Genomic DNA, 14,325 nt, shown 5'->3' with positions numbered 1-14,325 from the left:
ATAATACATCAAGTCGCTAAATAATTCAATAGGTTTTATATATTTTTTTACTTTTCATCAATATGAACTGATCCAATTGTGACATATAGACAAAAAAGGTATTGTACCAGGAATACAGTTCCTTTGCACAATACCTTTTCTTCACCATGTCTTTTATTGTCTTGTTTATGTGATTATCTTGTTTACCTGATTGTCTTGTTTACCTGATTATCCTGTTTACCTGCTGATTACTCATCCAACGCAGGTATCAGCTGAATCTTAAGCATTCTCTCCCGCGCCCTCTTCAATGCCTCAATATCGCCGTTGCAGATGCCATTGATGATTTCCACATGCTCATCCTCACGTTTTCCGCTCTTTTCTTCCCATTCAATCTCCTTGCGGATCCGGCTCTCCAGCAGTTCCCGTATGTGGCTGACGATTGCCTTTTTCGTCATCAGGTAAATATCGGTATAAAGATCGTTATGGCTCATGCGGATGACCTGATGGTGGAATTCAAAATCCGCCTCAGCCAGTTCATCCATCAACCGTTCGTTGTCCACATCCGCTTTCAGCTGGGAGCGTTTTTCCTCATACAGTTCGTAGCACTGTCTCAGTTCATCCCGCTCCTCCTCAGTGGAAACGGACACCGCAATCCGCATGGCCTCGCCCTCCAGCAGGTTCCTTAATTCCCGCACATCATTCAGGTGCTTCTCATCCATATAGATGTCAGCTATCTCATTCATATAAGGGGCCATGGAGAACTTCCTGACATAGGTGCCGTCCCCTACCCTGGTCTCTAAAAGCCCCAGCGTGTTCAGCTTCTGCAGCGCCATGCGCACACTCAGCCGGTTCACACCAAAGGTATCCGCCAGATCCCCTTCCGAAGGAAGCTTATCCCCTGGTTCCCATGTATGGTTCAGGATATTATCCTTCAAGGCCTCGCTTACCTGATCAACCACCGATACTTTCTTTATCTTCATACATTCCCTTTCCGTACACCGAGGCATGTCAAGCATGCCCTCAACCTATATCTGTACAATATATTGTCTATTCATCTGTTCGATAGATATACATATATTTACATTATATGGCACACGGAAAAATATTACAAGGGCTTCCTTAAAACCGCTTAATCTTCTTAGAAGGCGTCTTCTCAAACTCCGTCTCCCTCACGATCAGGCTGTAAATCCTCTTATACACAGGCATATCCTTATTAAAATCATCCACCAGCTCCTGAAGCTTCCCCTCCACATCCTTCACATGCTTTTTCTTTGCATACTCATAATCAGGGAAGATTTCCGCCTCAATCACCTTATCCTTTTCCCGCACCAGGATTTCCTTCACCAGTTCAGAGCGGCTCAGCTGGTTCTCCAGTTCCTCCGGCGACACATTCTCGCCGTTGGCAAGAATGATCAGGTTCTTCCTGCGGCCCGTGATGTAGACGAAATTGTCCTCATCCACATAGCCCAGGTCCCCGGTTTTCAGCCATCCGTCCTCCAGTGTCTCCGCGGTCTGCTCCGGCATCTTATAATATCCCTGCATCACGCTGGAGCCCCTGACCCAGATTTCCTCATCCACCACCTTGGCCTCGCAGTTGGGGAGCAGCTTGCCCACCGAACCCTTTTTGTTCTCCCACTCCAGGTTGGTGCTGATGACAGGTGAACACTCCGTCATGCCATAGCCCTGAAGGATGGTGATGCCATACTCTTTGAACTTATCCACATAATCCGGGTCCAGGTAAGCGCCGCCGCTGCATATGATTCTTAAGTTTCCGCCAAATGCAGCCTTTGCCACCATTTTCTTAGGGATAAGGCTGCCTGCGTCCTTAAGCTTGCCGTAGATGGATTCAATCACAAGGGGAACCAGCAGCACGATTTCCGGCTTAAACAGCTTCATGTTCCTCTGCACATGCATGATGGAATCATTGATGCAGATCACAAGGCCGATGTGAAGTCCCTTGATGATGTCCATGGTCAGGCAGTACACATGGTTAATGGGCAGAAGTGTCATGGAGACGGTTCCGGCCGGAATCTTCATATCCAGGCACACCGCATTGTCCACCAGGTTCCTGTGGCTTAACATGACGCCCTTGCTCTTCCCCGTGGTTCCTGAGGTGAACAGGATGGTGGCCAGCTGGTCACCGCTTAGTTCCTTCTCATATTCCCCTGCGTGCAGGGCCATGAGCATGGACAGGGACTGTATCCCATCCCCTGCTTCCTCTGCCTGCATGGAGACAATATAGCGGACAGACGGACATTTTTCCTTTACGGCCTTTGCCACATCCCTGCGGATTTCATCAAAGATAAGCATTTCCACGTCCGCCCGTTCCAGCAGTTCACACACAGCGTCCGCCGGAAGCTGGGCGTCAATGGGCACTGCCACGCTGCCGCTGCCCACGATCCCAAAGTAGCCCACAATCCACTGGTACGTGGTTGTCCCGATAAGGGCAATGTGCTTTCCCTCCATGCCCATGGATTCCAACATACGGCTGACAGCCATGGAATCCCGGTTCACATCCAGGTATGTCCTGTCCACGATTTCCTTCTTCACTTTATAGCGGAATGCTGTCTGGCTTCCATAGGCATCCGCCCCATGGCGTATAATATCCCTCAAGGTTCCTACCGGCATAGTTTCCTCCCTCTCTGGCTTCCAAGCCCTGCTCCCCTCAGTCCTTTCATCAGTCCTGAAGTGACTGGATGTATTCCACTGCATCCTTTACGGTCTTTACATTGACCACTTCACGCTCTTCCACTTCCACATCGAACCTTTCCTCGATTTCCCCTACCATGCTCATGAAGTCGTAAGAGTTAAATCCAAGGTCCTCGATGAACCGTGACTCCTCTTTGATTGCAGACGGGTCCACGTCCACATACTCACATATCAATTCCTTCAATTCCTCAAACATTGCCAATCCTCCTATATTGTTGAACCATTTCCATTGTTAAACCACTTCCATTGCTGAACCATTTCCATTATCAGACCATTTCCATAATTTCCCCTACCGTGCGCTCCGGGTCTTCCACACCGCGGAATATGATCCTGCACAGGTAGTAATAGATATACTCCAGTTTTTCCGGCGTCACCACCCCGGTCTGGTACTCAAACCCAAAGTCCAGTCCATTATCCATGGTCCGGTGGCTCACGGTCAGGTACAGGGTGTGGGCCGCCACCCCGTTGGAATAGCGGGCAGTCTTATATTTGATGTCGCCCAGCTTATCAAGGCCCGGTCCGTCGTATTTCATGGCCAGGGGCTGGTAGGTCAGGCTCAGGGGTTCATAGGTCTGTCCGTCCTTCAGCTTATAATAGTCATGACGGAAATTAAAATACTCCGAGGGACTGTAGCCGGCATGACGGAAATACTGGTTCTGGGCATCCCTTATCTTAAGCAGCCCTTCCATGAAGGTATCCTCCCTGGGCACAATGGTCCTGAAGGGGAAACAGTGGATCCTGCTTCCGCCGCACCGCTTTTCCAGTAAGGTGGCCCGCCTTGCAATGGTGGTTGTGATGGAGATATCGTCCTCGTCATTTTCCTTCTGAAGGAAGGTGCGCAGCCCCATCAGCAGAAGGCATGTCATGGAAATGCCCTTCTCCTCACAGAAATCCAGAAGGCGTTTGGATGGCCCGCCCTCCAGGTGGAAATTAGTGATGTTGGCCTCCACGTTGTCAGAGGTGTTGGTGGCTGCGCGCAGCTTTTTGTTGCGGCTCTCCTTACGCTCCTTCAAAAGCTTTCCCGGCCCGTAAATATCCGCAAAAACCGGTTCGGACGAGGCAATCAGGTTTTCGAAAAACTCCCTGTCCCTCTGGCACGCCCTGCTGCCCGCCTCATAGGCCAGGTCCTTTTCCAGCTGCTTGATGTAGGAGGACATTTCCTTTGGATAATTCACCTCTTCATACAGCCTGCTGCAGTAGAGTTCGATTACATCCTTGAAGAATACAATCAGGGCCTGGGCGTCCATGGTCATATGGTCCACACAGATGTAAAGCCCCTGATAGCCGTCCGGCGTTTTTATCATCACAATACGGTGCATGGGGGAATCATAGCGTTCAAAGGGTATCTCGGTCCACTCCCTCAGCTTCTTATCAGCGTCCTCCTCCTGCCAGCCCGTGAAGTCAAAGTGCTCAATCTCCTTTGTCTCCTCCTTCACCACATACTGATAGATGCTTCCATCCCTGTCCTTTGCAAACCTGAGGCGCATGGATTCGCAGCGGGCAATGGCTTCCTTGATGCACTGCCTGAGCACATCCCAGTCCAAATCGCTCTCAATGGTCAGGCTGGAACCGATGTTCAACACCTGTTTTTTGGGACAGTACTTCAGACAGTAAAAATGCAGTTTCTGGGCAGCCGTCAGCGGATATGCCTTATAGCCTTTTCTGGTCTTCATCTCTCTATTCCCCTTTCTCATCCCGGGAGTCCCGGCCTTCATGCCTGTCTCCCAGCGGTTCAATGGTCCGTTCAATCAGCCCTGTTACCGCACGTTCATAGCTCTTTGTGTCTTTATAGTAGGCCTCTGCATGGGCTGCCCCGCTAATGACCAGCAGTTCCTTCCCGGAGCTGCATGCGCCGTAAAGCTGGTAAACCATGGAGCATGGCACAAAGGTGTCCGCATCGCCGTGTATGAACAGGATGGGAATCCGGGCCTTCTTAACCTCGTCCCTGGCATTGCACTGGTCAAGCCCATACCCGGCTTCCTGCCTTGCCATGCGGTCCGCTATCTGCATGATGGGGAAGGGAGGCATATGGTACATGGATTTAAGCACATAGCTGAACACTTCCCAGGCAGAGGTGAATCCGCAGTCGGAAACAGCTGCCTTTACCTGAGGCGGAAGTGAAAGCCCGGTGGTCATGAGCACCGTGGCCCCGCCCATGGAAATGCCGTGGAGCATGACCTGGCAGTCCTGTCCCAGACGTTCAATGACATACTCAATCCAGAGCCTGGCATCCATCCGGTCCAGGCAGCCGAATCCGATGTAGGTGCCTTCGCTCCTGCCATGTGCCCTTTCATCCACCACCATCAGGTTGAAGCCCTGCTCCAGATAGAACCTTGCAATGGAGGAAAAATCATTCAGCCCTTCGCTGGTGTATCCATGGAAGCAAATCACCGCCCGGTCAGAACCAGGGCATGGGAAGAATGTGCCGTGAAGCCTTAAGCCATCGTCCGAGGTGATATACACATCCTCCTGGGGCTTTCCCGACAGCCATTCCTTGCTGGCCCTGATGCCCGGGATATAGGCGTCCCAGTCCGTGCCCGCCATTTTCTGGGTCCGCTCGCGCTTTGCATTGCCGCGCACCACCGTCCGGTGGAAAAAGTATCTGGCAATCCCATATTCCCCTGCCGCGCCCGCGGCTGCCAGGCCAAACAGTAATCCAATCTTACCCATATGTACTCCTTTCAGATGAATGCCGGTTACACAAATTTCTGAAGCTTCAGCGCCTTTTCCAGGCTTCCCTCCACCTTAAGCTTTCCGGTTGTAAATGCAAAAACAGGGTCCAATTTTCCTGCTGCCAGCTTTAACAGTGTGTCCGCAGAGCAGATGAAAATTGCATCCCTGTCATAGTACTCGTAAGGCTCCACATAGAGCTTGCCGTCCTTTGCTTCCGCATAAAAGATGCCTTCGCCCTCTCCTGTGATGTTAAACTGAAATGCCAGATGCTCATCCACCTTGCTCACATCCGCCTTCATGAATATTTCCTTTACCGTTTCAAATACTTTCTCGAATGTCATGATTGTCTCCTTCTCCTGATTTCAGGGCCTGGCCGGACAACAGGTTCCTGTATCCAGAATCCCCAGGTATCTATCCCCTTCTTTTTTCGACCAGTGGTCGAATCAACATTAAATTAACCATAACACTTTTTCGACCGCCAGTCAAGTCTGGCTTTTTCCATTGGCATCTGTTATACTGGGAAGTATTCTAAAGAGGAAACCGAGGTTTTTTTATGCAAAACAATAACAAACGGGAACGGATCCTGGACGCCATGCAGGAACTGATGCGCACCGCCAGCGCCCAGGCCATTTCCGTCAGCGATATTGCCCAAAAAGCAGGAATAGGGAAAGGAAGTATTTATTACTATTTTTCCTCTAAAAATGATATCATTGACGCTGTCATCGAGCGCTCCTACTCCCGGGTGCTGGACGCAGGCAGGGAACTGGCTGCCTCCTCCCACATGGACGCCTTTCAGAAAATGGAGATTATTTACAATGCCTGTCTGGACTCTTCCACGGAACTTCGGCGCCAGGAAGCCATCGGCACCTTCAATGAACAGCAGGAAAGCGCATTCATCCACCAGAAGTTTGCCCGCATCATCATCACCAAGCTAAAGCCCATACTGACCGACATCATCCGCCAGGGCATAGACGAGGGCGGCATCCGGTGCGAATACCCGGAGGAGACAGCCCAGATTGTCCTCACCGTGCTGACCATAACCCTGGACAACAACCTGGTTCCGGCCGGACCGGAACAGATTGGGCGGGTCCTGACCGCGTTCACGCAGATGCAGGAAAAGAGCATGGGGATGCCGGCGGATACCCTGCAGTTCCTTATGAGGAAAAATGAAGCGGCGGCAGCCCGTCCCCCCGAAGAAGCGGACAGATGATAAAGACGGCAATAGATTAAAAAAACAAAACCATAAAACGCCAAAACACTCCAAAATCATACTCTTTTTTCACTTTCCACTACCCTTTTTCCCCATTCTGACTTATAATATCATATGGCATAGTGGCCTGGTAAAAATATCCAGGCCATTCTATGATTGGCGCCCTTTCAGGCATTTCCCAAACACATCCGGGCGCGGAGAGGATAATCAGGAATTATGAAAGAAACACGAAAGAAGGCCCTTATCCAGGTACTCCTTTGCATACGCAATACAGCCGTCGGCCTTTTGGGCATCATGGGATGGCTTCTCCACACCCTGCTGGCAGTCCTTACCGTGGGACTTATAAGCGCCGCCCTGGTGTGTATCCTTATCTATGCAAAGGTCAAACCGCAGCTGGATGAGTGCCGTGAGCTTGCATATGACAAGCTGGCCCAGATGGAGCGGACGGATTTCTCCATGCTCTCTGATACGGTCATTTACGACAAGGACGGCAGGCAGGTGGGCCTCATCAATGCCGGACACTACCAGTATGTGGATATTTCCCACATCAGCATGAATATCCAGAATGCATATATTGCCCAGGAGGACAGGCGCTTTAAAAGCCACACAGGCGTGGACTGGATTGCCACCTTCCGCGCGGGACTGGCCCTTCTTAAGCACAACGGGCAGGTGACCCAGGGCGGAAGCACCATCACCCAGCAGGTAATCAAGAACACCTACCTGACCCAGGAACAGACCTTTACCCGCAAGATTGTGGAAATCCTCCTGGCCCCTGAGATTGAAAAGAAATACTCCAAAGCAGATATCATGGAGTTCTACTGCAACACCAATTTCTATGGCCACCAGTGTTACGGCGTGGAAGCTGCCAGCCGGTATTATTTCGGCAAGCATGCGGCTGATTTGCGTGTGGACGAAGCCGCTGTCCTGGTTGGAATCAGCAACAGCCCCTCTGCCTACGACCCGGTATCCCATCCCAAGGCATCCCTTGAAAAACGCAATGACGTCTTAAAAAGCATGCATGAAACAGGCGTACTGTCCGCTGAAGACTACAGCGAAGCCATAGAACGCCCCCTTACGATTGTAAAACAGGAATCCGAGGGAACGGACGAGAACTACCAGAGCAGCTACGCCATCCACTGCGCCGCCCTTGAGCTTATGAAGCTGGACAGCTTTGACTTTCAATACACCTTTGAGGACAAGGACAGCTACACCGCATACATGGACCGTTACAAGACCGTGTACACGGAGAAATCCGACCTGATACGCGCAGGCGGTTTTAAGATTTACACCTCCCTTGACAGCGGTCTTCAGGAAATGCTCCAGGCTGATATTGACCAGGGCCTTGCCTCCTACACGGAGCTTCAGGAGAACGGCAAATATGCGCTTCAGGGAGCCGGCGTCATCGTGGACAACCAGTCCAATTACGTGGTTGCCATCGTGGGCGGCCGGGGCAGCGAAGACCAGTTCAACCGGGCCTACCTAAGCGCCAGACAGCCGGGAAGCACCATCAAACCCCTGATTGACTACGGCCCTGCCTTTGACACCGGGGAGTACTATCCCACCCGTATTGTGGATGACCACAAATGGGAGGACGGTCCCTCCAACAGCGGGGAGCATTACTATGGCAGCGTGACTGTCCGGGAGGCCTTAAACCGGAGCCTGAACACGGTGGCATGGCAGATCCTTGAGGACATCGGGGTCAACTACGGCCTGAATTACCTTGGGGAAATGGAGTTCCAGAAGCTGACTTATGTGGACAACGGGGTGCCGTCCCTGAGCATCGGCGGCTTTACCAACGGGGTCCGCGTGGTGGACATGGCCAAGGGCTACAGCACCCTGGCCAACAACGGCATATACAATGACCGTACCTGCATCACGAAAATACTCCACGAGCATGACGGCGAGATCACCAGGGACATGAAAGCCTCCACCAAGCAGATATACCGGGATGACTCAGCATTCATGCTGACCGATATCCTGAAAGGCACCCTTACAGCCCCCTACGGCACCGGACGCGGCCTGGACCTGGACGGCGGCATGCCTGCCGCAGGCAAGACAGGGACCACCAACAGCAGCAAGGATACATGGTTCTGCGGCTATACCCGCTACTATACCACTGCTGTCTGGGTCGGCTACGACATACCAAGGAACATGCCGGGCATCTACGGCGCCACCTATGCAGGGAAAATATGGAAGAACATAATGAACCAGATCCACACCGGGCTGGAGCCATGGGACTGGGAGCAGCCCGAGTCCGTGGAACGCCGGGTGGACCCCAAAAACGGCATTGAGGATTACTTCAGTACCACGGCAGAGATGCGGGCACAGCAGAGCCTGCACGACAAGGAACAGAAAAAGCTCACTGACTCCCTTAACGCAGATGTGGAAGACTTCACCTCACGGGAAATCAACACCGTAGAAGATACATACGCAGTCAAAAGCCAGTATCAAAGCATCACCTCAAGGCTTCCCTTGCTGGATGACGGGGATTTACGGGCGCGGCTGCTGGAGCAGGTGGAAAACAGGTATGACTACTTTGAGGGAATCATCAGCCAGATGTCAGACACCATTGCCCTGTATGAAAAGCAGAAGGCCGCCTATGCGGCCAAGGCCCAGGAAAAGGCCATGAAGGATGCGGAGGAACAGCGCAGACAGGCCGAGAAGGACACCAGGAAAAATGAATTCCTCCAGGCGCTCCAGGCCGTGGAGGAACTGGAATACCAGCAGCCCAATGCCCAGACACTGGTCCAGGATGCCATTACAAAGCTGCCGCTGGTGGCAGGGGACCCGGAACAGCAGGCCCTTGCAGACCGCCTCCAGAGCGCCATCAGCCGGATTACCACCCTGCCCACGGAGGAGGAATGGGTTGCAGCCCAGGCCGCTAAGCAGGCCGCAGAAGAACAGGCCCAAAGGGAAGCGCTGCAGCAGGCCCAGATGCAGCAGAACCAGCTTAAATCCACCCTGGACAGGGAAAAGTTCAAGTGGAACAATATGGAATACTACGGACCGGGAGGGAGGCCGGAAAATGATAAATAAAAAGCTGAACAGAAGAAAAACATCCCCCGGCCCAAGGCGGCTAAAGGACAGGGATAGCGATATGACAGCCGGCAGGAATGGCGGGTTACATGACGGTTTGTATAAAGGATTGGATAAAGGATTGGATCAAGGGGTAGATAAAGAGGTAGATAAAGGAGTCCATAAAAAGGTGGATACAGGAATGAATAAAGGCGGCGGTGTGGCAGGCAAAACAGATAACGCCAGCACGCCCCCTGATAAAATGAGCAGTACCCCCTCCTTCCGCAGTTACTCCATGCCGCCCCGCGCCTGGTTCTTCACCTTCATGTGTATGAACATCCCTGTTGCAGGCTGGATATACCTGCTACGGCTGGCCTTTGGAAAAAAGGACAACCAGCTCCGGGATTTTGCCAAGGCTTATCTGCTGTACAAACTGGTATTCCTGGTCATCAGCCTTGTGATACTGGGAATCTTAATCTATATCGGTCTGGATGCCGCTGATAAAATACTGGCTTATATGGAAATGCTGTAAAGGCCATTAAACAGACCGAAAGATAAAGCGCATTTAAATACCCCCTGTCATATCCCAGCCGTGCCAGCGGCCCTGGGGATAATCAGGGGGTAAAATTTATTCCTATGTCCAAAACAGCTTAATCCCCAACCCCTTTCCCTAGTTACATCAAACGTCCTCCACTATCCCAGATAGTCAACCAGTGTCCACCACCTAACACACCACCAACACCACACCTGCCCCAGTAATCTCATATACCCGGTTCTGCCCGGCATCCCAAAATGTAAGTGTCAGCCTTCCCCCATGTTCCTTCACCTTCCTGCACGCATCCTTATTCCTTCCGAAAAAATATTGAAGCAGTTTTTTTCTTGATTCCAGGGGAATCTCATCCGGCGGTACCAGCGAACTGCCCAGCCATCCTTCCTGTCCCTCCATGCAGGCAACGCACAATCCGCCTGACAATATACGGTCAATATCGCTTTTCAGTTCTTCTTCCTCCCCATAAGCATAATGGGCATGGAACCGCCCAAACACCATGGTAATCTCATCCTCAAACCAGACATAGATGTCCCCGCCGCCAGACGGATTGTTAAGGACTGCCTCAATCTTATCCGGCTGTTCCCTGATTTCCGGCAGATAATCCTTATAACACGTCATAAATAAGGCAGCCTGCTGTTTTATGTCTACACGGTTAATCTGGTCAATCAGGACAGCCTCTTCCTTAAATCCATCCAATGTCCTGCGTTCTGCATCCACATAATGATACCCATCCCGGACAGCCCAGAACCGCACCACCGCGTTTTGGTCTTCCCTGTTCACGGACACCATCAAATCGAACTCTGTATCCGGAAATTTCTCCTGCAGCTGCATTTTTATGGAACGGTATATGGCAAATGCCTGACCCGGCGCATCCTCCCCGCTGACATACAGTTCATTGCCATCCCATTCCAGGTCTGTCAGTTCCCGCCCATACCTGATTACATGTCCAGTATCAAGGCCGCAGAAATTACCTGCTCCCCAGAACGGGTTCCCATCCACTGTTTTTGCTGTCCACACCTGGTATTGATAATCCAGTCCCACATCCTCCGGATGCCAGGAGGCCAGAAGGCGCTCCATTTGAAAATTACATATCATCTATTCCTTCCTTATCCCATCTGTTTCAATCTATTACCAATCAATGATTTCAAAAAATTCGTTTATATTGGATTCTCTTTTATTTTCATTGCCCCATGCTATATCCGTATTTAAGATTGTTATTTCAAAATTCCTTTTGTTAATCTGATACTGATTGGTTACAATTTTCTCCCTTAATCTTGATAACATCAAACCAAAAGAATTATTTTTGGTATTCAGATAATGATACACATCTCTTTTACCCTTGAATTTTTCTATATTGGCAAATCCCAATGTCTGCTCTATATATTTTTTTACATCCTGTCCCTGATAATCAGCAATATGTAAACATGCAATATATTCAAAATCAGGATTGTCCAGTATAAGAAAAAGCGGTGTTCTTTTACTGTTGTTCTGCAATCTGCAATATTCTATTATCTCCTTTAACTTAGGCAATTCTCCCGGATGTTTTTTCGCCCTGTCAAAATCAATCATGATAAACTTAGCCAGGCAGTTATTACTTGCCTCCTTTTTAATTGCTTCAAGAAAATTCGTATACCCTCCCCCTTGCATATTTATAGGCTTTAAGGCTAATTCTACCCCCTGGTTCAGACGCATTGCATCAACATAATTGTATTCTGTATCGCCCTCACAAAACACAATGAATCTTTTACGCAAATCTCTCTTTGGTCTACTCAAAAGCTGTCCCTCCCAGGATTCCTTTCATATAAAACTCATAGATTTTCGTCGTTTCATATCTTATTTCAGGAAAATCAGCCAATGAATATAGTTCCGAATTCAAATCTTCCTTATTCTTTGTCACGAAATAAATCTGTTCCTTCATATAATTTTTTAAATCTAAATGTAATACATTATGGGTGGAAAAAATGAACTGTCCTTTATGTTTTTTTCCATTGATAAATGCAACCATACGTTCCGCTAAAACAGGATTGATTACCCGGTCCATTTCATCTGCAAAAATTATTTTGTCCTCATAAACCACTCTGAACAGCTGGACCGCCCATGCAAAAAATTCCCCAACACCGCCTGAATCCATATTAAGTTCCCTGGCGAAATCCTCTCCGCTTTTCATTTTCCTGATAATTTTACTTTTTCTAAATGGTTTTTCATCGTCAATCTCAACACCGCAGATACTGTAATCTACCATACGCAGGATTTCTAAAAAGCGTGAATCCTTTATTATTCTTAAATCATCTTCTTCATTCTGTATATTTTTATATAGATAGTAATTATAATTTTTACTTTCTACAATCAGCTTATTATTAACCCAGTCAACAAACTCCAAGGCATGAACATCTCCTAAAATGGCTAATTTGGAAACAAAAAGTCCTATATCCCCTTTTGCGAAAGACGCCTGTTCAATAATTCTTTTTACTTCCTTATCACAATTTTCCGTATCCAATCCAAAAGAAACCGCAATGGAACCCTTGCCCTCTTCCCGTTTCATTTCATTCCTTTTTGCCGACACAATAAGCTTTTCCTGTCCACTTTTTGTACACCTGTAAGTCAGCTTTTCCTGAACAATACTAAATTCGTCTATCTGTAAATCGTAATGGTATATGGCTCCACTCCCGCCAATCATATGAATATTAAATTCCTGTTTTGTATCACATTGTGCAGGACATGCGGAAGGAAGATTGTTGATATTAATCAGTGCCCTGTAAGAATGTTTGGACTTATTATTTTCAAACAGACTTTTTAAAAAGGAAATGCTGTTAATAAAATTCGTTTTTCCTCCGGCATTCTCTCCGATAACAACGGCCGTTTTCAATACATCATATCCTGCTTCTGTTTCAATATAATTATCCGGATATCTATTTTTCACTTTGTTTCCTGGTGCAAGTAAATCAAATTCCGCTTCATTGCAAAACGAACAGAAGTTTTTGAACTTATATGATATCAGCATAATTTGAACCCTCTAATCTGTTTTTTGTTTTTATTATACTATTTTACCGTCAAAACACAATATTATACGTTCATAAAAACAAATATTTGTTTTATAATCATCTTCCTCCTACACTACCTCCACACAGGACAGCCGCTCCCCTCCATCCGTAAACGCCGCCCGCGCGCTTCGAAAACAATACATCTGCATCGGCACAGCCTCCCCATTACAGACAAACGCCGCATCCTCCGGCCTGCCTAACCTGTTTCCCAGGATACGGAGCATTTTCATTTTGCCGTGTTTTCCGTACCCACTGTCCATAATAATACCAATATGGCTTTTCATGATCAGGAAGGAACTGCTGCCCTCGACCCCCGGATGGAACACCCACTCTGAAGCAAAGTCTGTCTTTACCAAATCAAAATCATTATAGTAGTAATACCACAGATTATCCTGTTCATCCACATTCATGGCATAGCAGTCCGCGATAAAATGCTTTGTATTCTCCCATATCTTCTGTCCGTCCCGGTTCCAGACCACAAGCCCCTTGTCCCCCAAAGGCTTATTCCATCCGAAGTTTCCAAAGACCCCCTCGTCAAAATAGCTTGTGATGATCCTGCCGTCACCCAGCACCATGCATTCCTGGATTCCATCCCCAAAGCATGTGCTGGACAGGATCTTACCATGGCGGGTCAGGAACACCGCATTCTGGTCCGGAATCCCATTCTTATACATCATGGACCTGGCGCCCAGCAAAAGGATGTCATCCCCAATGGGCTGTATGAAATGGAAATTCATTTTCCGCACCCCGAATTCCAGGACCTCCTCCCCCAGGAGGCTTCCGTCCTGCCAGTCAATAAAGAGGCACAGGGCGCGGTACTCCGTGTTGGCCTGGGTATCCACGAACATACCCTGGATACGTTCCGGTACCCGGGCCGAAAACAGCAGGTACACGGCATCGTCATACCCGATTTCCATGTTCACCATGGTGTATTGCTCCAGTCCGTATTTCCTGATGATACTTCCGAGATTGATGCATTCCTTAACCGGTATCTCTTTCAATTCCATCCCTCCTGCCTGATTCATTTTCCCATATCACATCATTTAATCCCATTATACAGTCAAACCAGGGCCAGGGCCAGACAAACCGGCAGGAAAATAAAATCAGGGCGTACCAGCCCTGGTAACCGCCCTGTATCCATTACTCTG

13 protein-coding genes are annotated in these 14,325 nt (G+C 49.1%); 3 read left to right on the top strand and 10 right to left on the bottom strand.

Annotation, left to right across the window (positions count from 1 at the left end):
* Positions 1–227: 227 nt before the first annotated feature.
* From LK536_RS54505 to LK536_RS54480, 6 genes are all read right to left on the bottom strand, one after another.
* On the bottom strand, positions 228–959 hold the full coding sequence (locus LK536_RS54505; protein ID WP_050927269.1) for a FadR/GntR family transcriptional regulator: 732 nt from the start codon (positions 957–959) through the stop codon (positions 228–230).
* Positions 960–1,098: 139 nt separating this feature from the next.
* Complete coding sequence (locus tag LK536_RS54500; RefSeq protein WP_227795754.1) at positions 1,099–2,607, bottom strand: AMP-dependent synthetase/ligase; 1,509 nt, start codon at positions 2,605–2,607, stop codon at positions 1,099–1,101.
* A gap of 49 nt (positions 2,608–2,656) precedes the next feature.
* Complete coding sequence (locus LK536_RS54495) at positions 2,657–2,884, bottom strand: acyl carrier protein (RefSeq protein WP_227795755.1); 228 nt, start codon at positions 2,882–2,884, stop codon at positions 2,657–2,659.
* A 70-nt stretch (positions 2,885–2,954) separates the two neighbouring features.
* Complete coding sequence (locus LK536_RS54490) at positions 2,955–4,361, bottom strand: condensation domain-containing protein (RefSeq protein ID WP_227795756.1); 1,407 nt, start codon at positions 4,359–4,361, stop codon at positions 2,955–2,957.
* 4 nt (positions 4,362–4,365) lie between these two features.
* Positions 4,366–5,358, bottom strand: a complete 993-nt coding sequence (locus LK536_RS54485; RefSeq protein WP_227795757.1) for an alpha/beta hydrolase — start codon at positions 5,356–5,358, stop codon at positions 4,366–4,368.
* A gap of 26 nt (positions 5,359–5,384) precedes the next feature.
* Positions 5,385–5,702 carry an SCP2 sterol-binding domain-containing protein gene (locus tag LK536_RS54480; protein ID WP_008719654.1) on the bottom strand — a complete coding sequence of 106 codons (318 nt, stop codon included), beginning with the start codon at positions 5,700–5,702 and terminating at the stop codon, positions 5,385–5,387.
* Positions 5,703–5,914: 212 nt separating this feature from the next.
* On the opposite strand from LK536_RS54480, the gene LK536_RS54475 reads away from it, so the two are divergent.
* The 3 genes from LK536_RS54475 (at position 5,915) to LK536_RS54465 (ending at position 10,118) form a co-directional block, all read left to right on the top strand.
* Positions 5,915–6,571 (top strand): TetR/AcrR family transcriptional regulator, encoded by a 657-nt coding sequence (locus LK536_RS54475; RefSeq protein WP_008719655.1) that lies wholly within the window; start codon positions 5,915–5,917, stop codon positions 6,569–6,571.
* A gap of 216 nt (positions 6,572–6,787) precedes the next feature.
* Positions 6,788–9,607, top strand: coding sequence for a transglycosylase domain-containing protein (locus LK536_RS54470; protein WP_227795758.1), 2,820 nt, complete (start codon positions 6,788–6,790; stop codon positions 9,605–9,607).
* Positions 9,597–10,118 (top strand): hypothetical protein, encoded by a 522-nt coding sequence (locus LK536_RS54465; RefSeq protein ID WP_227795759.1) that lies wholly within the window; start codon positions 9,597–9,599, stop codon positions 10,116–10,118. Before LK536_RS54470 ends, LK536_RS54465 begins: the two co-directional genes overlap by 11 nt.
* Before the next feature lie 192 nt (positions 10,119–10,310).
* Here LK536_RS54465 and LK536_RS54460 read toward each other — a convergent pair whose 3' ends face one another.
* The 4 genes from LK536_RS54460 to LK536_RS54445 all read right to left on the bottom strand — a co-directional run bounded on the left by LK536_RS54460 (position 10,311) and on the right by LK536_RS54445 (position 14,202).
* Positions 10,311–11,231 (bottom strand): hypothetical protein, encoded by a 921-nt coding sequence (locus LK536_RS54460; RefSeq protein ID WP_227795760.1) that lies wholly within the window; start codon positions 11,229–11,231, stop codon positions 10,311–10,313.
* A gap of 33 nt (positions 11,232–11,264) precedes the next feature.
* A complete protein-coding gene (locus tag LK536_RS54455) occupies positions 11,265–11,909 on the bottom strand; it encodes an RloB domain-containing protein (protein WP_227795761.1) in 645 nt (214 codons plus the stop codon).
* On the bottom strand, positions 11,902–13,137 hold the full coding sequence (locus LK536_RS54450) for an AAA family ATPase (protein ID WP_008719660.1): 1,236 nt from the start codon (positions 13,135–13,137) through the stop codon (positions 11,902–11,904). Before LK536_RS54450 ends, LK536_RS54455 begins: the two co-directional genes overlap by 8 nt.
* 108 nt (positions 13,138–13,245) lie before the next feature.
* Entirely contained in the window at positions 13,246–14,202 is a 957-nt protein-coding gene (locus LK536_RS54445; RefSeq protein WP_506092244.1) for a hypothetical protein, read from the bottom strand.
* Between the last annotated feature and the right edge of the window lie 123 nt (positions 14,203–14,325).

It is taken from the genome of Clostridium pacaense (genome assembly GCF_020709765.2).
Lineage (GTDB): Bacteria > Bacillota > Clostridia > Lachnospirales > Lachnospiraceae > Enterocloster > Enterocloster hominis.
This window is presented reverse-complemented; position numbering and strand designations above follow the sequence as displayed.

What these genes read in the sequence shown, in the direction of transcription:
- LK536_RS54470 (WP_227795758.1), top strand. Translation starts at nt 6,788, where the DNA reads ATGAAAGAAACACGAAAGAAGGCCCTTATCCAGGTACTCCTTTGCATA.
- LK536_RS54485 (WP_227795757.1), bottom strand. Translation starts at nt 5,358, where the DNA reads ATGGGTAAGATTGGATTACTGTTTGGCCTGGCAGCCGCGGGCGCGGCA.
- LK536_RS54475 (WP_008719655.1), top strand. Translation starts at nt 5,915, where the DNA reads ATGCAAAACAATAACAAACGGGAACGGATCCTGGACGCCATGCAGGAA.
- LK536_RS54450 (WP_008719660.1), bottom strand. Translation starts at nt 13,137, where the DNA reads ATGCTGATATCATATAAGTTCAAAAACTTCTGTTCGTTTTGCAATGAA.
- LK536_RS54460 (WP_227795760.1), bottom strand. Translation starts at nt 11,231, where the DNA reads ATGATATGTAATTTTCAAATGGAGCGCCTTCTGGCCTCCTGGCATCCG.
- LK536_RS54490 (WP_227795756.1), bottom strand. Translation starts at nt 4,361, where the DNA reads ATGAAGACCAGAAAAGGCTATAAGGCATATCCGCTGACGGCTGCCCAG.
- LK536_RS54495 (WP_227795755.1), bottom strand. Translation starts at nt 2,884, where the DNA reads ATGTTTGAGGAATTGAAGGAATTGATATGTGAGTATGTGGACGTGGAC.
- LK536_RS54480 (WP_008719654.1), bottom strand. Translation starts at nt 5,702, where the DNA reads ATGACATTCGAGAAAGTATTTGAAACGGTAAAGGAAATATTCATGAAG.
- LK536_RS54500 (WP_227795754.1), bottom strand. Translation starts at nt 2,607, where the DNA reads ATGCCGGTAGGAACCTTGAGGGATATTATACGCCATGGGGCGGATGCC.
- LK536_RS54465 (WP_227795759.1), top strand. Translation starts at nt 9,597, where the DNA reads ATGATAAATAAAAAGCTGAACAGAAGAAAAACATCCCCCGGCCCAAGG.
- LK536_RS54445 (WP_506092244.1), bottom strand. Translation starts at nt 14,202, where the DNA reads ATGAATCAGGCAGGAGGGATGGAATTGAAAGAGATACCGGTTAAGGAA.
- LK536_RS54505 (WP_050927269.1), bottom strand. Translation starts at nt 959, where the DNA reads ATGAAGATAAAGAAAGTATCGGTGGTTGATCAGGTAAGCGAGGCCTTG.